The 21,639-nt window shown below is 64.2% G+C and carries 23 protein-coding genes; 19 read left to right on the forward strand and 4 right to left on the reverse strand.

Translation table 11 applies throughout. The features are described 5' to 3' along the window. Window positions 1-24 precede the first annotated feature (24 nt). The 6 genes from RY1_RS19495 (at window position 25) to RY1_RS19520 (ending at window position 5,569) form a co-directional block, all read left to right on the forward strand. Window positions 25-648, forward strand: a complete 624-nt coding sequence (locus tag RY1_RS19495) for a superoxide dismutase (RefSeq protein WP_072805702.1) — start codon at window positions 25-27, stop codon at window positions 646-648. A gap of 285 nt (window positions 649-933) precedes the next feature. Further along, window positions 934-1,461 carry a peptidase gene (locus tag RY1_RS19500; RefSeq protein ID WP_072805703.1) on the forward strand — a complete coding sequence of 176 codons (528 nt, stop codon included), beginning with the start codon at window positions 934-936 and terminating at the stop codon, window positions 1,459-1,461. Between the two features lie 236 nt (window positions 1,462-1,697). Then, on the forward strand, window positions 1,698-2,408 hold the full coding sequence (locus RY1_RS19505) for a TMEM165/GDT1 family protein (protein WP_072805704.1): 711 nt from the start codon (window positions 1,698-1,700) through the stop codon (window positions 2,406-2,408). Window positions 2,409-2,451: 43 nt separating this feature from the next. Further along, window positions 2,452-3,630, forward strand: a complete 1,179-nt coding sequence (locus tag RY1_RS19510; RefSeq protein ID WP_072805705.1) for a sensor histidine kinase — start codon at window positions 2,452-2,454, stop codon at window positions 3,628-3,630. Then, the gene (locus RY1_RS19515; RefSeq protein WP_245819769.1) at window positions 3,627-4,649 is read left to right on the forward strand and encodes a DUF8320 family protein; all 1,023 of its coding nucleotides are present in this window, start codon (window positions 3,627-3,629) and stop codon (window positions 4,647-4,649) included. Before RY1_RS19510 ends, RY1_RS19515 begins: the two co-directional genes overlap by 4 nt. A 152-nt stretch (window positions 4,650-4,801) precedes the next feature. After that, window positions 4,802-5,569, forward strand: coding sequence for an SDR family NAD(P)-dependent oxidoreductase (locus tag RY1_RS19520; RefSeq protein ID WP_072805707.1), 768 nt, complete (start codon window positions 4,802-4,804; stop codon window positions 5,567-5,569). 147 nt (window positions 5,570-5,716) lie between these two features. Here the strand turns inward: RY1_RS19520 and RY1_RS19525 are convergent, their stop codons facing one another. Beyond that, entirely contained in the window at window positions 5,717-7,324 is a 1,608-nt protein-coding gene (locus RY1_RS19525; protein ID WP_072805708.1) for a TM0106 family RecB-like putative nuclease, read from the reverse strand. 153 nt (window positions 7,325-7,477) lie between these two features. On the opposite strand from RY1_RS19525, the gene RY1_RS19530 reads away from it, so the two are divergent. From RY1_RS19530 to RY1_RS19560, 7 genes are all read left to right on the forward strand, one after another. Then, window positions 7,478-8,131 (forward strand): DUF6474 family protein, encoded by a 654-nt coding sequence (locus RY1_RS19530; protein ID WP_072805709.1) that lies wholly within the window; start codon window positions 7,478-7,480, stop codon window positions 8,129-8,131. Window positions 8,132-8,143: 12 nt separating this feature from the next. After that, the gene (locus RY1_RS19535; protein ID WP_072805710.1) at window positions 8,144-8,677 is read left to right on the forward strand and encodes a hypothetical protein; all 534 of its coding nucleotides are present in this window, start codon (window positions 8,144-8,146) and stop codon (window positions 8,675-8,677) included. Between the two features lie 37 nt (window positions 8,678-8,714). Then, complete coding sequence (locus tag RY1_RS19540) at window positions 8,715-9,371, forward strand: YcnI family copper-binding membrane protein (RefSeq protein ID WP_072805711.1); 657 nt, start codon at window positions 8,715-8,717, stop codon at window positions 9,369-9,371. Beyond that, entirely contained in the window at window positions 9,368-9,880 is a 513-nt protein-coding gene (locus RY1_RS19545) for a copper resistance CopC family protein (RefSeq protein WP_072805712.1), read from the forward strand. The genes RY1_RS19540 and RY1_RS19545 overlap by 4 nt, the downstream gene beginning before the upstream one ends. Before the next feature lie 53 nt (window positions 9,881-9,933). Continuing rightward, the gene (locus tag RY1_RS19550; RefSeq protein ID WP_245819771.1) at window positions 9,934-10,803 is read left to right on the forward strand and encodes a CopD family protein; all 870 of its coding nucleotides are present in this window, start codon (window positions 9,934-9,936) and stop codon (window positions 10,801-10,803) included. Window positions 10,804-10,918: 115 nt separating this feature from the next. Then, window positions 10,919-11,401: a MarR family winged helix-turn-helix transcriptional regulator gene (locus RY1_RS19555; RefSeq protein ID WP_072805713.1), complete on the forward strand. Its 483-nt coding sequence runs from the start codon at window positions 10,919-10,921 to the stop codon at window positions 11,399-11,401. A 4-nt stretch (window positions 11,402-11,405) separates the two neighbouring features. After that, the gene (locus tag RY1_RS19560; RefSeq protein WP_072805714.1) at window positions 11,406-13,391 is read left to right on the forward strand and encodes an MDR family MFS transporter; all 1,986 of its coding nucleotides are present in this window, start codon (window positions 11,406-11,408) and stop codon (window positions 13,389-13,391) included. 456 nt (window positions 13,392-13,847) lie between these two features. On the opposite strand, the gene RY1_RS19565 is transcribed toward RY1_RS19560, so the two are convergent. Next, on the reverse strand, window positions 13,848-15,401 hold the full coding sequence (locus tag RY1_RS19565; protein ID WP_072805715.1) for a succinic semialdehyde dehydrogenase: 1,554 nt from the start codon (window positions 15,399-15,401) through the stop codon (window positions 13,848-13,850). Between the two features lie 188 nt (window positions 15,402-15,589). Between RY1_RS19565 and RY1_RS19570 the strand changes: the two genes are divergently transcribed. Both RY1_RS19570 and RY1_RS19575 read left to right on the forward strand, forming a co-directional pair. Further along, window positions 15,590-16,780 (forward strand): lipase family protein, encoded by a 1,191-nt coding sequence (locus RY1_RS19570; protein ID WP_245819773.1) that lies wholly within the window; start codon window positions 15,590-15,592, stop codon window positions 16,778-16,780. A gap of 57 nt (window positions 16,781-16,837) precedes the next feature. Then, window positions 16,838-17,587, forward strand: coding sequence for a MerR family transcriptional regulator (locus RY1_RS19575; RefSeq protein WP_072805817.1), 750 nt, complete (start codon window positions 16,838-16,840; stop codon window positions 17,585-17,587). 200 nt (window positions 17,588-17,787) lie between these two features. Here the strand turns inward: RY1_RS19575 and RY1_RS30675 are convergent, their stop codons facing one another. Beyond that, a complete protein-coding gene (locus RY1_RS30675) occupies window positions 17,788-18,552 on the reverse strand; it encodes a DUF8017 domain-containing protein (RefSeq protein WP_245819775.1) in 765 nt (254 codons plus the stop codon). 255 nt (window positions 18,553-18,807) lie between these two features. Between RY1_RS30675 and RY1_RS31045 the strand changes: the two genes are divergently transcribed. Continuing rightward, window positions 18,808-19,116 (forward strand): aminotransferase class I/II-fold pyridoxal phosphate-dependent enzyme, encoded by a 309-nt coding sequence (locus RY1_RS31045; RefSeq protein WP_371829491.1) that lies wholly within the window; start codon window positions 18,808-18,810, stop codon window positions 19,114-19,116. Between the two features lie 131 nt (window positions 19,117-19,247). On the opposite strand, the gene RY1_RS30680 is transcribed toward RY1_RS31045, so the two are convergent. Beyond that, on the reverse strand, window positions 19,248-20,015 hold the full coding sequence (locus RY1_RS30680) for a DUF8017 domain-containing protein (protein ID WP_245819776.1): 768 nt from the start codon (window positions 20,013-20,015) through the stop codon (window positions 19,248-19,250). A 94-nt stretch (window positions 20,016-20,109) separates the two neighbouring features. Between RY1_RS30680 and RY1_RS19605 the strand changes: the two genes are divergently transcribed. From RY1_RS19605 to rraA, 3 genes are all read left to right on the forward strand, one after another. Beyond that, entirely contained in the window at window positions 20,110-20,559 is a 450-nt protein-coding gene (locus RY1_RS19605) for a hypothetical protein (RefSeq protein ID WP_072805718.1), read from the forward strand. A 10-nt stretch (window positions 20,560-20,569) separates the two neighbouring features. Further along, entirely contained in the window at window positions 20,570-20,941 is a 372-nt protein-coding gene (locus RY1_RS30685) for a DUF5313 family protein (protein ID WP_072805719.1), read from the forward strand. Between the two features lie 212 nt (window positions 20,942-21,153). After that, complete coding sequence (gene rraA / locus RY1_RS19615; RefSeq protein ID WP_245819778.1) at window positions 21,154-21,630, forward strand: ribonuclease E activity regulator RraA; 477 nt, start codon at window positions 21,154-21,156, stop codon at window positions 21,628-21,630. Window positions 21,631-21,639: the final 9 nt, after the last annotated feature.

Genomic DNA, 21,639 nt, shown 5'->3' on the forward strand with positions numbered 1-21,639 from the left:
GTCGTCGATAGAGAAGGGAAACACGTGTCCGAGTACACACTGCCCGACCTTGATTTCGATTACTCCGCCCTCGAGCCACACATCTCGGGCGAGATCAACGAACTGCACCACTCCAAGCACCACGCCACCTACGTCGCGGGCGCGAACACGGCAGTCGAGAAGCTCGCTGCCGCTCGCGACGCCGAGGATCACGGCAACATCTTCCTCCTGGAGAAGAACCTCGCGTTCCACCTCGGCGGCCACGTCAACCACTCCATCTGGTGGAAGAACCTGTCCCCCAACGGTGGCGACAAGCCCGAGGGTGAGCTCGCAGCTGCCATCGACGACCAGTTCGGTTCGTTCGACAAGTTCCGTGCACAGTTCACCGCAGCAGCGAACGGCCTGCAGGGATCCGGCTGGGCAGTCCTCGGTTACGACTCGCTCGGCAAGAAGCTCCTCACCTTCCAGCTCTACGATCAGCAGGCGAACGTGCCACTCGGCGTCATCCCGCTCCTCCAGGTCGACCTGTGGGAGCACGCGTTCTACCTGCAGTACAAGAACGTCAAGGCCGATTACGTCAAGGCAGTCTGGAATGTCGTGAACTGGGCAGACGTTCAGGCACGCTACGAAGCTGCGACGTCGAAGACTCCGGGTCTCATCTTCCCGTAGTTCTTTCTTTTCTTCGCACTGTTCTTCACATCGATGGGCCACGGCAGGTTGCCGTGGCCCATCGGCGCGTTCCGGGCCCGGCGTTGCCGATGACGGTCCGCTTGAAAGTCACATCGACGCTATCTGTTCGTATGAATGGACCATTCAAGCGATCTGGGCGGTCGAAACAAGCCACCGGACCAGCTGGCACTCGTACCGTCTTGTGTGCCAGCACAGTTCTGATCCATTCTTAGGCGTACCCAACGTCGCGTACCAGTTTTCTTCTGGGCGAGCGAGGAGTACGAGATGAACGATCGCGATCTGATCGGTGTTTCCCCTTTCCATGCCGCTGGACTTCTCCGCGGATTCGTCATATCCGGTCGGTGGCCGGACACCACGAAGGAATGGGCACAATTCCTCACGCTGGCCGTACGTGTTGCGTCGATGCCAGGCCTGCTCGTCACCTCGACCGTCTTCGGTGTGCGCGAGGAGCTGCCCGACGACCCGGAGCCCGGAACCGTGGGGCTCGTCGTCTCCGAAGGACCGGTCATCGGTGAGATGGCCGTCACACCCGGTCGTTTCGCCGACCATCAACCGGCGGCCCTTCTGATGCTGCATCCGCCGTCGGAAACCACGCCGAGCCTTCCCGAATGCGCGGGTGCCGCCTCGGGGTGCGTCCTGCTTCCCGGGTTGCCGCACCTGGGCCTCGACCATCGCGCAGCCTGGGTGGAAGCCGAATCCGACGGGACCGTCACGTCGTTGATCAGCAGGGTCGGTCTCGATCCGATCAGTGATCCCGACACTGCTGTTTTGGCGATGCTCCTCGCATCGTGACCTGCACCCGTACAACGGGTTTCGGTGAGCCAAACTTATTGGCGCATTGGACTTTTCGGCAACTCGGCCATAATCTTGGACACAGCGAAGGGGAGTAGCCCCCAATTGCTGTGTCGACATACTGGCCTGTCCGCCCCGCGCGAAGAGGCCCGGCACAGTGAACCGCATTGTCGCGAGCGACGAGATGCGGTGGGCGAGACCTTCGGTCATGCACCCGACCGAAGGAGTCTCCACCCGTGCTGTCCGCCCTACTGCTGAGTTTCGCAGTCATCTTCGTTGCCGAGCTGGGCGACAAATCGCAGCTGATGGCCATGACCTTCGCGCTGCGCTACAAGTGGTACATAGTCATCGGCGGCATCACCGTCGCGACCACGGTGGTTCATCTGGTCTCCGTCGCCGTCGGTCACTTTCTCGGCCTGTCGATACCGACAGAGCTGATCTCGATCGTCGGCGGGCTCGCCTTCGTGATCTTCGGCCTGTGGACCCTTCGCGGTGACAGCCTGTCCGAGGACGAGGGCGCCAAGGCGTCGAAGGTCACGCGCTCGGCGTTCATCGCCATCGCATCCGCATTCTTCCTCGCCGAGTTGGGCGACAAGACGATGCTCGCAACGGTCACATTGGCGACCGACAACAACTGGGTCGGTGTGTGGATCGGTTCGACCGTCGGCATGGTGGCCGCGGACGCGCTGGCGATCGTCCTCGGCGCGGTGCTGGGCAAGCACCTGCCCGAACGCGTCATCCAGTACGGCGCAGCCGTTCTCTTCTTCGTCTTCGGTGTTTCGCTGTTCCTGGACGGCATCGCACCGGGCACGGCAGCGGCGGTCATCGGCGCCGCGAGCGTCTTGTCGATCTCCGTGATCGTCTGGACGTCGATCGCCGTTGTGCGACGCAGGAAGCAGCGCGCACAGCCGTCATTCGAACAGCCGAATGTGTTGAACGAGAAGTAAGTAGCGCCGTAGAATCCTGCCCTGATACGAGGGGCAGGAACGCATGGCGATCGACGGCGACGACACGGGCGAGCACTCCTCCTCCGACCGTTTGCTTCGGATGTTCGCCCGCTTCATCGCCGCGGGATATCTGATCTATCTGGTCATGCTGTTTCCTGAAATTGTCAGGACGGCACCGCTCACCGACGCCTGGTGGGCGCCCGTCATGACTGTGGCGGTGTTCGGGACCGGGCTCTCGATGGGTGTCGTGTCGTTCCTGGGCGATACCAAGTGGGTGCGCTACAGCGCGGCCATCGCCGCAGCGACGTACCTCGTGGCTGCGCTGACATGGTGGACGGCATGGGGTGGAGACGCGTTCGACGCCAACGGATTGCCACTGTCCACTTTCCCCGGTGTCGCGGGCCTCGCCGCTGGATGTGTTCTACCGGGATGGCTCGCCTTCACCTACCTGGCCACCATCGTCGTCTCGGTGCAACTGAGTCTGGCCGCGCTCCGCGGTCCGCTCGTCGACTCACCGCTCTTCGCGGAGATGACGTTCGCGTTGGTGTTCTGCACGGTCTTCCTCGCTGCTGCTATCGGCGCGTTTCGGACTGCTCGGATCCTGGATGAGACGATCGACGACGCCACACGGCAGGCATCGATCACCGCCGCAGTCGGCGCACGCACCATCGAGCGCGAACGGTTCGATGCTCTGATCCACGACGGCGTCCTGTCCACCTTGCTCGCAGTCGCGCGTCAGGGCCGCACCGACGGAGTGATCCAACAGGCGGGACAGACGCTGGCACAGCTCGATTCGCTACGCTCGCACTCCGACGTCACCGCGTTCGACGCGGGTGAAACCGCGGCCCACCTACGCTCGGCGGCGACGAGCGTAGACGAACACATCGCGGTCGAGATCGACACGACATCCGAAACCGGCTATCCCGCCGACGTCGTCAGGACACTGGGGGCAGCATTGTCGGAGGCAGTGCGCAACAGTGTGCGGCACGGCGGCGTCGACGCCACCCGCATCGCGACCATTCATCTCGGAACGTCCGACCTCGATATCGTCATGCAGGACAACGGTTCCGGGTTCGATCCCGCGAGCATTCCCCCGCACCGACTTGGCGTGGCGGTGAGCATCCACGGCCGGATGCGCGGATTGCCGGGCGGCGCCTCCCTTCTCGAGTCCACCGTCGGATCGGGAACCACCGTTCGACTCTCGTGGTCGGAGCCGCAGTGAGCGCGGATCAAGGTGAGAACATTCGAGATCTCCTCGGAATGCGTTCTCGCGCAGCGTATTGGATCGTCGGTTTCTATATCCTCGCAGCCGCGACCTGTGCGCTGTCGACATTGGACGGCGTCGATCCCGTGTGGCCGATTCCGGTAGCGGTCTGTGCCACCGCAGCCGCCGCGATAGCGGTGGTCACCGCGCCGGGCGATCCGCTTCACCGGCGGTGGGCAATGGCTCTGACCACGGTCGGACCGATCACGTGCGGCTTGGTCTTCTCGGCGGTTCCCGTCCCACTGACCAGCCCGTTGCAGACGTGGCCGCTCGGGATGTCGGTGGCGATCTACACGTTCATGTGCGTCCGAGGACGGACGTTGATGGCCTGGATCGGCCTCGGTTCGTCGATCGCGATCGCAGTGCTCTGGGCTGCGCTGACGGGACAGGGGGCCGCGTACGGCCTGTCGTTCAGCCTGGTCAACGCTGCACCGTTGTTGATGTCGACGTTCTTCGCCTTCACCATCCGTCCGCTCGGCCGGTCCATCTTCGAACTCCGCAGACAGGCAACCGCGCAGACCGCGACCGAGGCAGCCGCAGCGGCAGTCCTCGACGAGCGAGATTCGCAACTCGCCCGCCTCGACGCACTGGCACGGCCGATGCTCGAGCGGACCGTCTTCGGTCCCGACCTGACCCCGGACGACGCCATGGCCTGCATCCTCCTCGAAGCAGATCTGCGCGACACTCTTCGCGCCCGAGGCCTCGTCGATCCGGTTCTCCAGGAATCGGTTCGCGCTGCGCGCAGGCGAGGGGTAGGTGTGGTTCTGCTCGACGACCGTGCAGGCGTCGAGCTCCCGGCGAATGTCCGCTCGCGCATCATCGCCTCGGCGGCAGAACACGTCGACGGGATCGTCAGCGGTTCGGCCACTGTGCGGCTCCTGCCTGCCGACCGCCCCGTGTTGGCGACGATTCTCGTCGACGCACACGAGACCTATCGCGTCGAATATGCCCACGACGGCTCGTCGAGCAGCCCATAGCGCTTCTGTGATGTGCACCATGTTTTGCGGCCGACTGTGCGAACTACGACATATCCAGCTCAGACCACCCGATGTCACCCGGTTATGGTGCAAGACGAGTTACGGGGTCCATATCCGGACAACGGACAGAGAACAACGAAGGGAATTCGTCAGTGGAGATTTCGGGAACAGCAGCCCTGGTCACAGGAAGCGCATCAGGACTGGGAGCAGCAACGGCAAAGCGGTTGGCGGACGCAGGGGTGACGGTGTTCGGCCTCGATCTGCAGCAGTCCATCGAACGCGCAGGTGACAGCGTCCCCGACGGCGTCACACTCATCCCGGCGGACGTGACCAGCGAGGCAGAGGTCGAGGCAGCGCTCGACACGATCACGGCATCCGGCGTCCCACTGCGACTCGTGGTGAACTGCGCGGGCGTCGGCTGGGCCGGCCGAATCCTGTCGAAGAAGGGCCCGCACGATCTCGAACTCTTCCGCACGGTCATCACGATCAACCTCCTCGGAACGTTCAACGTCATGCGCCTTGCCGCCAACCGAATCCAGTCGCTGCCCACGGTCGACGACTCGGGCCAGCGCGGCGTCGTGATCAACACCGCATCGGTCGCGGCATTCGAGGGCCAGATCGGTCAGATCGCCTACACCGCCTCCAAGGGCGGCGTCCATGCCATGACGATCACCGCAGCTCGCGACCTCGCGCAGTTCGGCATCCGCGTCAACACGATCGCACCCGGCATCGTCGACACACCGATGCTCGCGGGCGTCACCGAGGAGTACCGCAAGGGCCTCGAAGCCAGCGTTCCGTTCCCGTCACGGCTCGCCCAGCCCGCCGAGTACGCGCAGCTGGTCCAGCTCATCGCCGAGCACGACTACCTCAACGGCGAAACCATCCGCATGGACGGCGCGATCCGGATGCAGCCTCGCTAGGGATTTTCCGCATCGATCGAAACAGCCCGTTCCACACCACTGCTCCCCGAAAGCCGAACTGCTCACGCTGTTCCGGCTCGAGGGGAGCCGTGGTGTGCGGGTCGTTCACACCGGGTCATTCACACAGGAGCATTCACACCGGAGCGTTCACGCGGGGGCGCGGAGCGAGTCGATCGTCGGGATCTCGATCTCTGCACGATCGCTCATCCACTCACGCAGCACCTTGGTGGCTTGGACGTCGTCCTCGTTGTACACCAGCAATCTCTTACGCTGCGAAAGATCCGGTTCGACGTCGTAGCCGACGGCCTCGCGGTACCACCCCATCGATGCCTCGCCGCCCGCTTCGGCGTCCCGCCACTCGAAACCGGCGATGGGTGCAATCTTCTTGAGCCCTTTGCCGTTCGGACAGATGAACTGATCGCTCACGGCCTGGTAGATGTCGACCCACTGCTCACTGTCGATGAACTCCCGTATTTCCGCTTCGGTCGGCACACCGGGGATGTCGCCGAATCGCCGAGCCGAGTCGAGTAGCCACTTGTCCTCCGCCTGACGCGAATAGCAGTACGCCGCAAAGGTTTTGCCGCGAGCTGCCGCGTCGGCGCGTCTACCCATCAGCCAAGTCCAGAATTCGGCGAAGGAACGGCCCTCGTCGACCGTCGGGAGCGGATCCCACGTGACGAAGCCGCGATAGACCGGCTCGGGCCCGCCGCGCTCGGTCAGCAACGTGCCCCAGAGGTAGGCGCCGTGCTCCTGGTAGCTCTCCATGTCGACGTCGACCTCGACGTCCGCGCGATGCACCTCGATTCGCTCGGTGCGCCGCAGCAGCGGAACATCCGCTCGCCAGGCCATCGCCGCGGAGACCGCGTCGTCGAAACTGCCGAACGGCCAGCTCGACGGCTCGGGGCCTTCCCAATCGGCGAGTTCGTCGATGGTGAAGACTCCGCGCTCACGCAACGCGTCGGCGCGCATTCCCGAGGCGACGAGGCTGACATCTCGGGTGGCAACGAGCTGAGGTCGACAATCGGTCCACCACGGGCAGGATCGACACTCACTGACCTGCGACGGCGTCGTGAAAAGCTCCCCTCGCGCGACTGCGAGACGGTCGGCGAACCGCGCGTCGTACTCGGCGAGAACCGGCGTCAGGTCATGGACGAGAATGCACTCGGCCCGATAGCCGATCGCCCCGCCCGAAGCGCTCGGGCTCGCGAGACCCTCGAAGTCGAGCATTCGATACAGATGCGCGAGTCTGAGCTGATCTCGAAGCTGACTGCGCACCTTCCGCGTCTCGTCGACGGCAGGTGCCCACTCCGTCAGAGACGTCGTCGTCGCACCCGAGCCAGGATCGGTGACCTTGTGATTGACGACGATGATCGGAATGTATCCACCGCCGACCGGATCGAGCATGAGCATCTCGCTGCGGCCGCGCCGACCGGGAGCGCGTTCGATCGGCAGTACTGCGTTCCAGATCCATCGAGCCCCGGACCGGCATGCGGCCATGGTCAGATCCGCCGCCGTCCTGGCGTCGGGCGCGACGATGTCGACCCAGCCGTCGAGTTCGGCGGACAACTCCGCCCTGATGGCATCACGATGCGCCTGAGCTGCCTCTCGGCGCTGCCGGACGCCCGGGTTCTCCGGCTCGCGCCGCAGCAGGGCCGAGTACGCGGTGTCGAGATACAGCCGATGCCTGCACCGCGTCAGCGACCCGGCATCGATGAGTACCGATGCCTCGGTGGGTGCGGTGCGTCGACTGTTCACAGCCCCGAGCCTATGTCCATGCACCGACACCAGGGACGAAGCCACCCTGCGACGGGTGAAGATGTCGGCCTGCTATCGCTACGGATAGGCTGTGCACGAGTTGCGCGCTAGCCGCGCCGAACCGCAGAAGAGCTGACGTAAGGGGCCTCGTCGATGGGTTTGTTCGGTAAGCGCAAGGGGCGTGCCACCCGCAAGGCCGAAGCCAAGGCGCTCAAGCACAAGGCAACGCTGGAGGCCAAGCTCGGTGCGAAGAACGATCGCAAACAGCTCAAGTCGATCGCCAAGGCTCAACGCAAGCTGAACGCTGTCGAGTCCAAGTCGCAGAGGAACGTCGAGAAGGCACAGGTAGCGACGCTGAAGGCGCAGCAGAAGGCGGCCGCCCAGGGCACCTTCACCGCGGCGCAGGTCCGCAAGTACATCTCGATCGCCCGCGTGCTCGTCCCGGTGTTGACGCCGATCGTCTACCGCGGCGCTGCAGTTCTTCGGGCCCGTCTCGACGACCGTAGGGCCACCAAGCTCGGGGTCAGCCCCGCCGAGCTCGGCGAGTTCACCGGTTACGGCGCAAAACTGAGTGCGCGTATCTCGGGTGCCGAGAAGTCCCTGGCCAAGGTCACGGCATCACAGTCCGCCGACGCCGAGACCACCAAGTTCGCCGACGCCATCAGCCAGCGCCTCACCGATCTCGGTACGGCAGTTCGTGCGTCCGAGCAGATGCCCGCGCCGCGGCGCAAGGCCGCTCACCACGCAATCTCCGCCGAGTTGGACGGCATCGAAGCCGATCTTCTCGCTCGCCTCGGCGTTCGCTGACCCACCCGACCGATGACAGCACCTGCCGCCTCCCTTCGCGGCGGAGCTGTCGGTGCACTCGTCGTCGCCACCGCCGTCGCCGCCCACGGGTTCGCAGGCGGCGGTTATCCGGCCGGGTCGTCGCTGGTGTTCCTACTCGTCGTCGCGGCTGGAATCGGTGCACTCCTGGCGGGGCCGAGACCCGCTGACCACCGCGCTCACCTGACGCTGCTGTTCGGCGGACTGGCGCTCGGCCAGAGCGCCGCGCACGTCGCGCTCGTCGTCGGAAGTCCGCACGAGATGGCACACGCCCACTCGTTCGTCCCCAGCGCGTCGATGATGGTTTTCCACCTGTTCGCAGTGGCGGCGGGCGGAATCCTCGTCTACGCATCCGAACGTCTGTACGGGCCGATCACCAGGGTCGTCCGCGCCGTCCTGAGTCCCCCGCTCCCCCTGCCCGACGCCTCGGCCCCAGGCCGGATCGACACCGCGTCGCCGCAGCGGTTCCCTCTCCGTGTCTTCACGACGTCCCTCTCGAGGCGTGGCCCACCCGCCGTGTGGATCTGACCCCGTCATTCCACTGAACTTTCGAGAAGGAAAAATCATGAACAGCTTCATTCGTCGTGCCTGCGTACTTGCCGGAGCCACGTCCCTCGCACTCGTCGTCGGCGCGGGTGCGGCGTCAGCCCATGTCTCGGTGTCGGCGCCAGGGGCGGAACAGGGCGGCTACACCGTCCTGACGTTCCGCGTTCCGACCGAATCGGACACTGCCGCAACCACATCCGTGCAGGTGGAACTTCCTGGCCTCAATTCTGCTCGTACCCAACCGGTTCCGGGATGGACATCGACGGTCGAGAAGAACGCCGAAGGCCTCGCCACCTCGGTCACATGGACGGCCGAGCCCGGCGCCGAGGTGCTGCCGGGACAGTTCCAGCAGTTCCTGCTCTCTGCGGGCCCGCTGCCCGAGGAGGAGACCGTCTCGTTCCCCGCCGTCCAGACCTACAACGACGGCCAGGTCGTCGAGTGGACCGAAGAGGCTCTCGACGACGCCAGCGAGCCCGAGCATCCAGCGCCGTCGCTGTCACTCGCGGCCGCAGGCAGCTCCGACGAGGGACACGGTCAGGCGACGGTGACGTCCGAGGCAACCACCACGTCCGAGTCGGACAACACCGCGCGCTGGTTGGCCGGAGCCGCCCTCGTCCTCGGCGCACTGGGAGCTGCACTCGGCATCGGAGCAGTCGTGCGCGGTCGCAGGTCATGAGAGCGCTGCTCGTCGCCCTTCTTGCATTCGGGGCACTCGTCGTCGGGGCACCGGCCGCGTCGGCGCACTCGATCGTCACCGGGTCGAGCCCCGAAGACGGATCTTCCCTCGCGCAGGGGCCTGACCAGGTGTCGGTCACGTTCAACGAGGTTCCGCAGTCTCAGTTCGCGACTCTGAACGTCGTCGGACCGGACGGCAACCTCTGGTCGAAGGGCGATCCACGGATCGAGGGGCAGAGCATCGTCGTCGACGTCGGGGAGCTCGGACCCGTTGGCGAGTACACGCTCGCGTACCGAGTCACCTCGGCCGACGGCCATCCGATCAGCGGGACGCGGACCTTCACGTTGACCGAGGAAGGTTCGGGCACGGCAGGCGCCTCAGCGGATGCGTCGGCCGGTGCGGAGTCCGACGACAGCGGCGTCCCACTGTGGCCGTTCCTCGTCGTCGGAGTCCTCGTGTTCGGTGGTGCGCTGGCCTTTGCCCTGCGCAAGCCGAAGGACGCCGGCTGATCCTCTTTCGCCGGTGGTGGTTCGTCGCCGCCGGCACTACGGGCCTCGTCGGGGTGGGCGCAGCATGGTTGCTCGCCCGCCCCGACGGGCCCGACCCGTCGTCCGTGCTGAGGGTCCTCGCCGATTGTCTCGGCGCGACGGCGCTCGGCCTGGCACTGCTGCGCACCGACTTGTTTCCGGTGCGCAGCAGGCCACCGATATGGCGCACGACGGCCGTGATCGGCGGGCTGTGGACGGTCGCCGAGTCCGCGTTGGTCGTCGCCGCAGCAGCAGAGTCGTACGGCGGCGGCATCGGCACGCTGCCCATGTCCTCGTTCGGCAGTTTTCTCACCGACATCACCGTCGGGCAGCTCGGGATCGTCTCGGTGCTGTGTACCGCAGGAGTGTGCGTCTACGGACTCGTCGCCTTCCGCGGCAGCCGCGAGGTCACGACGGTTCCCGTGGCCGTACTGGCCGTCGTCGCGCTGGTGGCACGCCCGATCACCGGCCACATGTCCCAGCAACCGTTCGGCGCGTTGTTCGTCGCAGTCCACGTCGTCGCCGCTGCCGTATGGCTCGGAGTCCTCGCAGGCATGGCGCTGACGCTTCGCGCCAAGGGTGCCTGGGCGCTCGCGTTGCCGGTCTACTCGCGTCTCGCATGGTGGTCGGTGTGGATCCTGGCCGTCAGCGGAACGATCGACGCCGCAGTCAAGGTGGGCGGGCTCGGCGGGCTCGTCGACACCGGATACGGCCGGATCGTGCTGGCGAAGACTCTCCTGCTGGTGATTCTCGTGCTGCTCGCAAGGAAGTTGCGATCGGACTGGCTCGTCGCCGTCGCCGCACACCGGGCCAAGGTGGACGAGTCCGTCGTGCGGGCAGCCGCTCACATCTGCGTCCTCACCAGCGCCTTCGGACTCGCCGCAGCCCTGGCGACGACGGCCTGACATCGGATTTCGAAGGACTGTGAGCCACGAGACAACTTAATTAGTTGCTGTCTGCATCTATCTGGATATATGGTTGCGGACAGCAAGTAAATGAAAGTTGACCGTTGGAGCTCTCATGGCAGTACGAACAACCACAGCAGAGTCGCTGGTGGAGGAAGTTTTCCTCTTCGGGCGATCACTGCGATGGGCCGTGACCACCGAAGATGAGAATTCATCCCTGCCGCAGGCGCTGACCGGAGTTCTGGCCACGCTCGCGACCGAAGGTGAATGCAGACAGACCGACCTCGCCAACCGGCTGTGCGTCAGTCAGTCCGCCCTCAGTCGGCAGATCGCAGACCTGGTCGAACTCGGGTACATCGACCGAACTCCCGACCCGGACGACAAACGGGCCTCCCGCGTGCGGGTCTCGGACAAGGGCCGAGAGAAATTGTCCATGATCTGGGATTGCCGGGCCAGACGGCTTCGGGAACTGCTCAGTGACTGGAGCGAAACCGAAGCACAGGGCGCACTCGATTCCATCCGGCGCCTCAACACCACGTTTACCGAAGACGCGCTCGCTCAGCACGACCTAGCGCACTTGAAATTGATTGCGAGATAACACTATGACATCGACACTCGACGCTCCGCCCAACAGGGCCGAGGCCGAACCGGAGGCAATGTCCCACCGGCAGATCCTCGAAGCCCTCACCGGCCTGCTCGCCGCACTGTTCACAGCACTACTCAGCACCACCATCGTCTCCACAGCGCTGCCGACCATCATCGCCGATCTCGAAGGTTCGCAGACCGCGTACTCGTGGGTCATCACCACCGCGCTGCTCGCCAACGCGGCATCCACCCCCATCTGGGGCAAACTGGCCGACCTCTTCAACAAGAAGGTGCTCGTTCAAACGGCGATCGTCATCTTCGTCGTCGGATCGATCATGGCAGGCTTCGCGCACAACGTCCCGATCCTGTTGGCAGCACGCGTCGTTCAGGGCATCGGCATGGGCGGACTGACCGCATTGGTCATCGCCATCATCGGAACGATCGTCTCCCCACGTGATCGTGGCCGCTACTCCGGATACACCGGCGCCATCATGGCAGTCTCGATGTCCGGAGGCCCGATCCTCGGCGGCGTCATCGTCGACAGCCCCCTCGGCTGGCGCTGGTGCTTCTTCGTCTGCATCCCACTGGCCGTCATCGCCCTCGGACTGCTGCAGAAGACTCTGCACATCGCCACCGAGAAGCGTACGGAGAAGGTGTCCATCGACTGGCTCGGTGCACTCCTGCTCACCGCAGGCGTTTCCGTTCTGCTCGTGTGGGTTTCGTTCGCAGGCAAGACCGACTACTACGCTTGGTTCTCACGTGAGACCGCACTCCTCGTCGGCGGCGGCGTCCTGCTCCTGGTCCTGATGCTCTTCGTCGAGACCAAGGCCAAGTCCCCGATCCTCCCGCTCAAGATCGTCACCGAGCGGACCACCGGGCTGGCAATCATCGGATCCATCGCAGTCGGTGTCGGCCTCTTCGGCGCAACGACCTTCCTCGGCCAGTACTTCCAGACCGCTCGCGGATTCTCACCCACCGAGGCCGGACTGCTCACCATCCCACTGGTATTCGGCATGCTCGTCGCGTCCGTCGGGTCGGGTCAGCTGATCACCAAGTTCGGAAAGTGGAAGGGCTTCATCGTCACCGGCTCGATCCTGCTGGTCATCGGATTCCTTCTCCTCGGAACCATCGATCACGAGACCAGCCTGTGGACGGTCGGCATCTTCATCACCGTCGTCGGTCTCGGAACCGGCATGCTGATGCAGAATCTCGTTCTCGCCGTACAGAACACAGTGAGCGTGCACAACATCGGCGCAGCGTCGTCGACTGTCGCCTTCTTCCGCACCTTCGGCGGAGCAGTCGGAGTCTCGGTTCTCGGATCGATCCTCGCAAGCCGTGTGGCCGAGAAGTCGGCAAGCGGTCTCGCCCAGCTCGGCGTCGACTCCGCAGGAAGCTCGGGCGGTTCACTCGACCTCGCAGCTCTGCCTGCGCCGATCGCAGCGGTCATCCGCACCGCGTACGGCGATGCAACAGGACGGATCTTCCTCGTCGCAGGTTTCATCGCAATCGTCACACTCATCGCGGTCGCATTGATCCCGAACCGGCCGCTGCGCAAGACGATCGACTTCGCTCAGGCTCCCGAGGCAGGCGAACAGGTCGCCGAGATCCCATCCTTCGGCTCCACCCGCGAGTACGTGCCCTCCGATCCGAGCATCGAGGATCACGAACTCGAACTCGCCGGACGCCACGAGGCACACCCAGGATCCGCGCCGTTCGAGGGACTGTCCACCGACGCCCGCGACCGACTGTTGAGCCTGCTCCTGCCCCAGCCGAAGGAAACGTTGGAGGCTCTCGACGAAGCCGAGGTCGTCCGCGCCGAGGTCATCGCGCTCCAACAGGAACTCGATGCCAAGATGCTGAGCTTCGACGCCGTCTGCGAGCGACTCCGTCGCCTCGGACTCAGCGAAGACCAGATCGCCCGCGTACTCGGAGACTCCCACGTCCCCGATCCGCACCAGCGGCCCTACGCGCACTCCGACCTCAACGGTCACAGCGTCAACTAGGTTCGCGTACGTAGAAGGCCCGCACACCATGGGTGTGCGGGCCTTTTCCGTGTTCCCACCCGTCCCCCGCCCGCCCCATGGTGACCGCCAGGGTGACCCCCCCGGGTGACCGACCCAGGGTGACCGAATGTCACCCTCGCGCACTCTGAGTGACCGAATGCCGCCCTCGCACACTCAGAGTGACCGAATGTCGCCCTCGCACACCGCAACAACACCGAATGTGACATTCGGTCACCTGCGAGCGGAGCGAATGTCACCTTTGGTCACCCCGGGGTGAGCGAATGTCACCGCCGCACACTCAGAGTGACCGAATGCCGCCCTCGCACACGCAGAGTGACCGAATGCCGCCCTCGCACACCGCAACCACACCGAATGTGACATTCGGTCACCTGCGAGCGGAGCGAATGTGACATTCGGTCACCCACGGTCAACCGAAAACCCCCGAAACCCCCGAAACTACCGACCCGGCAGGTACTTGAGCGCCTTCACGAACGGAGGCATGATCTTCGCCCACAGTTTCGGCGACAGTCCGCGGGGGCCGCCGAGGTTCAGCAGCCGCGTTGTCGCGATGGTCTGCGATTCGGTGTACTTGAGGAGCCCGTCGGGTCCGTGGCGTCGACCCATGCCCGAGACGCCCATGCCGCCCATCGGAGCACCGGTGGTGCCCCATGCGGGTGCGTACCCTTCGTCGACGTTGACCGTTCCCGAGTGCAGCCTGGCGGCAATGGCTTCACCCTCCGCCTTGGTCCTCGCCCAGACGCTGGCGTTGAGACCGTACTCGGTGTCGTTCGCCTTGGCGATGGCTTCCTCGATGTCGGCCACCGGGTAGATGGACACCAACGGCCCGAACGTTTCGTTGGCCGCGCACTCCGCATCCTCGGGGACATTCGTCAGTACGGTTGGTTCGTAGAACAACGGTCCGATGTCCGGACGCGCGTTACCGCCCGCAATAACTTTGGCACCCTTGACCTTCGCGTCGTCGACGTGTGCAGTGACGGTTTTGATCTGGTCCTCGGAGATGAGGCTGCCCATTTCGATGCCGAACTCGTACTGCGCGCCGAGAGACATGTCGCGGACCCGCTGCCCGAACTTGGCGGTGAACTCGTCGGCGATCGATCGCTCGACATAGATACGTTCGATCGAGATACACAGCTGGCCCGAGTTGGAGAAGCAGGCGCGCACTGCGGCGTCGGACACTTCCCTCAGGTTCGCCCCACGCGCGACGATCATCGCGTTCTTGCCGCCGAGTTCGGCGGAGAAACCGATGAGGCGACGGCCGGCCTGCTCGGCGAGCAACTGGCCCGTCGCGGTGGATCCGGTGAACATGACGTACTCGGTGTTCTCGACGATGGCCGTGCCCACGACCGAGCCCGGTCCCGGTACGACCGCGAACAGATCACGAGGCAGTCCGGCTTTGTAGAGCAGTTCGACGACGGCGAGCGCGCAGTAGGGAGTCTGGGAATCCGGCTTCAGAACGACACCGTTGCCCGCGAGCAACGCGGCGATGGCGTCGGACACCGCGAGAGTCATCGGGTAGTTCCACGGCGAAATGATCCCGACGATGCCCTTCGGCTGGTATCGAACGGTCGTCTTAGTCAGGACCGGAAGCATGCCGGTGACCCGCTTGGGCGAGAGCAGCTTCGCGGCCGTGCGCGCGTAGTGTCGCGCAGTCATCGAGATGTCGAGCACCTCCTCCTGCGCTGCGGCACGTGACTTACCGGTCTCGGCCTGCGCCATGTCCATCAGTTCGTCGCGATGAGCGAGGACGAGGTCGCGGTAGCGATGAAAGATCTCGGCGCGCTCAGCGACGGGTCGCTTGGCCCACGCCTTCTGCGCGAGACGAGCGCGGGCAATCGCCGCAGTGACGTCATCGGCGGTACCCACGGGGATGGTGGCGAGTTCCTTTCCCGTGAACACCTCCGTGATGGACTTCGTCGGCCTGGCATCGACGTCCGCGATGGCGATCAGGTCGGCGAGCCGTGAGAAGGTCGCAGCGCTCGGAGCTGGCATTGTGCACCCCTACTGGTGAGTAGTTCTTGGAGTTACACATAACCTACCTCCTCGGTGGCTCCGATCACAGTGCGCACGCGCGACGACCACAGTGCGCATGCGCGACGACCGGGCAACCTTGTGGCACCATGGGACGCGGTCTTTCCTAGGCGTCGGGGCGCTCGGAACGAATCAGGGTGGGGATCACTGTGCGCACAGCTCTCGTTCTCGTCGCCGCGGCAGCGTTGTTGTCGGCTCCGACTGCTCACGCGGATCCCCTGGGAGACCTCGTCGCCCCACCCAGCAACCCCGACGCCTATCTCCCCGCGCCGCTCGGCGATCCGTTCTTCACTCCGCCTGCCGGCTTCGAAGCAGAGAAACCCGGTGCGGTCCTGAGTACCAGAGGTGTTGCGGTACAACCAGGTACGACGTCGACGCAGGTGCTGTTCCGATCCACCGACTCGAAGAACAACCCCATTGCCGCGGCGACGACGGTCATCGTGCCCGACGCGCCGTGGACGGGCGACGGACCGAGGCCTGTGGTCGCGTACAACGAAGCGACCGATTCACTCGGTAACGCGTGCGCACCGTCGTACACCCTGCCACGGGGTACCAACAAGGAGATCGACCGCGTCGACGACCTCCTCGGCCGGGGATACTCCGTTGTCGTCACCGATTATCAGGGCCCACGCCAGGCCTACTCGGCGGGCATCGTCGCCGGTCATACCGTCCTCGACGGTCTTCGTGCCTCCGGGATTGCCGACGATGCGCCGATAGGGATCACCGGCTACTCGGGTGGAGCAATCGCGTCGGGATGGGCGGCGCAGCTCGCCCCGTCGTACGCCCCGGAACTCGACATCGTCGGCGTCGCGTTCGGCGGGCCGCCCACCGATTACACGATTCTGCAACGCTCACTCAACGGCGGGATCGGGTCCGGATTGTTCACCGCGGCGACGATCGGGCTGAGCCGGGAGTACCCGGAAATGCGCTCACTCGCCAACGACAACGGCAAACGCCTTGCCCTGATCCAGAAGGATCAATGCGTCGACGTGCTGTCCTACAGCGGTCTGTTGCTCTTCGATCAGCAAAATCTGTCCAACGTTCCGAACGTGTTCGACCACCCCATCACCCGCGCGGTGGTCGAGGAGAACCGGATGGGACAGATCAAGCCCGAGGCCCCGGTGTACATCTACCAGGGCATTCAGGACTTCTTGATCCCGAAGGAAGGCGCCGAAGCCGTGCAGGATCAGTGGTGCGCGGCGGGTGCATCGGTCCACCTGGAGGAAGTGCCCGGTGATCACACGGCGGCCGAGGGTGGCGGTAGGCCCGGCGCATTCGACTGGTTGTCTCAACGTCTGGCCGGAGCGCCTACCGGTGGATGCGAACGAGTGATTCGTTAGCTTGACCCTCACGCTGCGGGAGGTTGCACAGTGTCTTCTGTGAGCGATTCGGAATCGATGTTGGTGGGCGAGGTCGCCCGGCTCGTCGGGATCAGTGTCCGGACTTTGCACCACTACGACGAGATCTCGTTGGTGGTGCCGTCCGGCCGAACTCCCAAGGGCTACCGAAGCTACTCGGCGGCGGACGTGGAGCGACTGCACCAGGTGTTGACCTACCGCGAACTCGGGTTCGTGCTGGAGGACATCGCAGCCCTTCTCGACGATCCATCCGTCGATGCGATGGCGCACCTGGTGCGTCAGCGCGAGCTGTTGGACGCACAGATCGATCGCTTGCACCGGATGGCTGCGGCAGTGGACAAGATGATGGAGGCGAGGAAGATGGGAATTCAGTTGACCCCGGACGAACAACGCGAGGTGTTCGGCGACGACTGGCTCGGCGAGGAGTACTCCGCCGAGGCCGAGGAGCGGTGGGGGCAGAGCGAGGCGTGGACGCAATCACAGTCGCGGACCGCGTCTTTCACCAAGGAGGACTGGACGCGAGTCAAGGCCGAAACCGACGCTCTCGAAGCAGATTTCGCGACTGCGCTCGGCAAAGGAGTGCCTGTGGACTCCGACGAAGCGGCGGTACTGGCCGAACGTCACCGTGCGAGTATCGAGCGCTACTACGACTGCAGTTACGAGATGCACGTGTGCCTCGGTGAGATGTACATCGCCGACGAGCGCTTCACCAAGCATTACGACGACGTCGCGCCCGGGCTCGCCCAATATCTGCGCGACGCTATCGTCGCAAATGCCGAGGGCAAGTAGTCGATTCGCGGATTCACTGCCACCGAATCACGTACGGCTCCTCGTCCCCGGGAGGCGGCGGACGTGTCGGGAACCAGATCACCGACGGGTCGCCCTTGCAGTTCGGCGACTTCGCGCGGCACGGGCGAGCACATCGATTCGATCTCGTCCCAGGCGCATTCACCGGAGCTGACGCGCAGCGCATACGCTTCCCTCTTCACTCACGTACGACGAAGTGTGGACACAATCTGGTCGATCGTTTCTCGTGGCAGAGCTCCGTCGATCCGGCCGCCCGAAACGATCATGAACACCGCGACCGTTGCGTTCGAATATCCCTGAGTTGCAACGATATCGAGAGTTCCTTCGGTCGGGTCGCAGTCATGCTTCCGAGGCAGGTTCGATGCCTTCACCGTGTATCGAACTGCGGGAGCACCGTCGATCTCGAATTCGATCGGATCCGAGTAGTCGATAGCCACCGAATCACCGGGTTCGTCCCGAAAGATCAATTCCGCCGCTCGACTGACCTCGAATGCTGCCGTCTGCTCGTCCACTCCATTTCGACCGGTGATTCCGGCGTCCGCCTTTGTTGCCCCGTCACGAGATTCCGGACAATAGTCGTAGCCGTAATCGGCGATATCGCCGAACCTGACCGATCCCTCAGCACTCTCCCAGCCCACGACACCACCTCGGAGAAAGCGCCAGTCGCCCGGCACCGTGTAGCTGATGCCGTATTTGGTGTCGATGGGAATCGGGTCCCCGTCCGGTACCTCGATCTCGGGTGGAGCGTATTCCATCGACGGAAATCCGGGGGGCGGTCCGGGAACGGTTGTGGTCGGCGTCGGCGCCCCGGTGAGACGTGGGGACGTCGGAGCTGCGACGACTCCCTCGTATGCGCCTGGAGCTTCCGGCCCCAGCTTGGGCAACAGGAATCCCGCCAAGAACAACAACCCGATCAACGCTGCAACGCGCAGCAACTGCACCCTCACCCCCACTGCTACTCCCCCCGAAGTCGCCACACGCTAACACGGTTCCCGATTCGGATGGTCGTTGGTTCGAAACAACATCGTGGTCGGACCTGGTAGTCAGATGCTCCTTTTCGCGGCTACTACGGTCTTCACCGGCCCGGCCACAAGGTGCGGGTGTTGCCTTGCCTGCCCGACTACACCGGCTACCAGGGACTCGAGTTGGACGTAAGCGGAGTAGTTGGCATTGCTCCGGAGATATTCCTGTTGTCCAACAACATGTTTCGGTATACACCCGATACAGACGCGGTGAATGCCCGCACGGATGTAGACGCGTTATTGCTGTCCGATCCGCGTAATCCCACTGGTGACAGCTTGACTACTACCGAGTTCGACGAGCTGTTGCGTATCGCAGAGACGAAGAAGGTCCCGCTGCTGGTTGATCATGCCTATGGGGAACCCTTCCCAAAAGTGGCCGGGTCGGTGCCTTGCCGCGACGGCAGCCCAAACGTCGTGCACTCCTTTACCTTTTCAAAATTCGGGATACCTGGCGAACGATTGGGGTTCGCAATCAGACCGTCGTCCTGATAAAACCGCTGTGCGCGTTGAAATACTTGTAGGACGTCAGCGTCTGCACACCGATCTCCGACGTCAGGCGGCCGAGGCCGGAACTTCACTTGGTTCTGCAAGGAAGACTTCATCCATCGAGACTCTCCATCTCAGTTTTTCCGCCGGAGGGTGGAAATCACTTGATCTACGACACTCCGCGCGAGCGCGCCCTGTATTCGCTGATCGGTTTGCACAATGAAGACGGCGACGGTCGCATTCGAGTAACCCTGCGTTGCCACGACATCGAAGGTTGCCTCAGTGGGATCGCAATCGAATTTCTGCGCGATATTGCTCGCGCGCACCGAGTATCGAACCGACGGAGCTCCATCGATCTCGAACTCGACTGGACCCGAATAGTCGATCCGGACGGCATCATCGGGCTGGTCCCTGAAGATGATCTCCGCCTGCCGACTTGCCTCGAACGCTGCTGTGGCCACATCGACGCCGTTCCGGCCGGTCATTCCAGACATTGCCTTCCTGGCGCCGTCGTGGTGTTCCGGGCAGTAGTCGTAGCCGTATATCGCGATCGCGCCGTACGTCACCGAACCCCCGGACCCGCCCCAACCAGCGACGGCTCTCGAGTCGTTGCGCCAGTCGCCCGGCACCGTGTAGCTGATGCCGTATTTGGTGTCGATGGGAATCGGGTCCCCGTCCGGTACCTCGATCTCGGGTGGAGCGTATTCCATCGACGGAAATCCGGGGGGCGGTCCGGGAACGGTTGTGGTCGGCGTCGGCGCCCCGGTGAGACGTGGGGACGTCGGAGCTGCGACGACTCCCTCGTATGCGCCTGGAGCTTCCGGACCCAGCTTGGGCAACAGGAATCCCGCCAAGAACAACAACCCGATCAACGCTGCAACGCGCAGCAACTGCACCCTCACGCCCACTACTACTCCCCCCGAAGTCGCCACACGCTAACACGGCCGAAGGACAGTTCCGATCCCCGGAACACGGGCGCAGGCGAATACTGGACGGATGACTCTTACGCTCAGATCTGCACTTCTGTCCGCCTCGATCGGAAAGGCAAGTGGCTTCCGCAGTTCGGTCGGGATCAGCGTCGGTCTACTCGCATGGTTCCACGGCACCAAGTACCAACGCCTGGCAGCGGCCGGATCGGCCGTCGCGACGGTCGGCGAATTCATCGGCGACAAGTTGCCGTCGACGCCGTCACGCCTGGATCCCGCGCCGCTCGGTGGGAGGATTGCCGCTGGAACCGGAGCCGCCTACGTCATCGCACGCAAGACCGGCGAGGCTCCGATCCCTGCGGCCGTCGTCGGCGGACTCACGGCGATCGCCGGTTCCTACGCAGGTCATGCATACCGAGGATGGGCATCGACGAAGATCCCGCCGCTCGCCGCCGCGGCAGTCGAGGACGTCGTTGCGCTCGCTGTCGGGGCAGCGGTTCTACGCGAGGTCCTGGCGTAAAGTCCGCTGTGTGAAACCGAACCCCTGGCAGTACGTGGGCTATCAGTTCGGCCGAGTACTGCCGCCGTCGATGCGGGACTGGGTGGAAAAGGACCTCGTCGGCAACGGTGCTCAGGCCCGCTACCTGATCAGGTTCACGCTGCCGGTCATTCCGCTGCTGTGTCTGTTCCTTCTGGTCCCTGGGCCACTGTGGATAGGGCTGGCGATGATGGCGTTGCTGTTCATCCCGCTCGTCTACTTCGCGATCGCGCTGATGAACGTCTACCGCCGTCATCGACTGCTGGTGCACGATCTGGATCCGCAGCTGCTCAACGCCAACACGCAGCGCAAGATCGACCGCACCCGCGAGGAGTACGAGAGGCGTCACGGCCGGCTCGACTGAGCTGGGCAGGAGTGGAGCCTGCGGAACGACCATCAGGCCAGGAGTGGAGCCCGCGGAACGACCCATACGTGGGCAGGAGTGGAGCCTGCGGAACGACCATCAGGCCAGGAGTGGAGCCTGCGGAACGACCATCAGGCCAGGAGTGGAGCCTGCGGAACGACCCATACCCGGGCAGGAGTCAGGCCTGCGGCGTGACCTTTATGCTGGGCACCATGACTTCCGTCGAATTCAAGGCGACTGCTGATCTGGCCGACGAGATCGGTCCCGAGATCCGCAGCTGCGACACACAATTCATCCAGTTCGGTAAGCATGCGGAGTTCGCCGGTCCGATCACGACGATCAAGTGCTTCCAGGACAACCTACTGGTCAAGCAGACTCTCGGTGAGCCGGGCAACGGCGGCGTGCTGGTCGTCGACGGCGAAGCGAGTATTCACACGGCGCTGGTCGGCGACATCATCGCAGGCAAAGGCGTCGCCAACGGGTGGGCCGGAGTGATCGTCAACGGTGCCATCAGGGACTCCGCGATTCTGCGCACGCTGGACATCGGCGTCAAAGCGCTCGGCACCAACCCGCGCAAGAGCACACAGACCGGGTCCGGTGAGAAGAACGTGCCCGTCGAGATCGGCGGAATCACCTTCAACCCCGGTGAGATCGTCTACAGCGACTCGGACGGGGTCGTCGTCGTCTGACTCGGTGCT

It is taken from the genome of Rhodococcus yunnanensis NBRC 103083 (genome assembly GCF_001895005.1).
GTDB classification, from domain to species: domain Bacteria; phylum Actinomycetota; class Actinomycetes; order Mycobacteriales; family Mycobacteriaceae; genus Rhodococcoides; species Rhodococcoides yunnanense.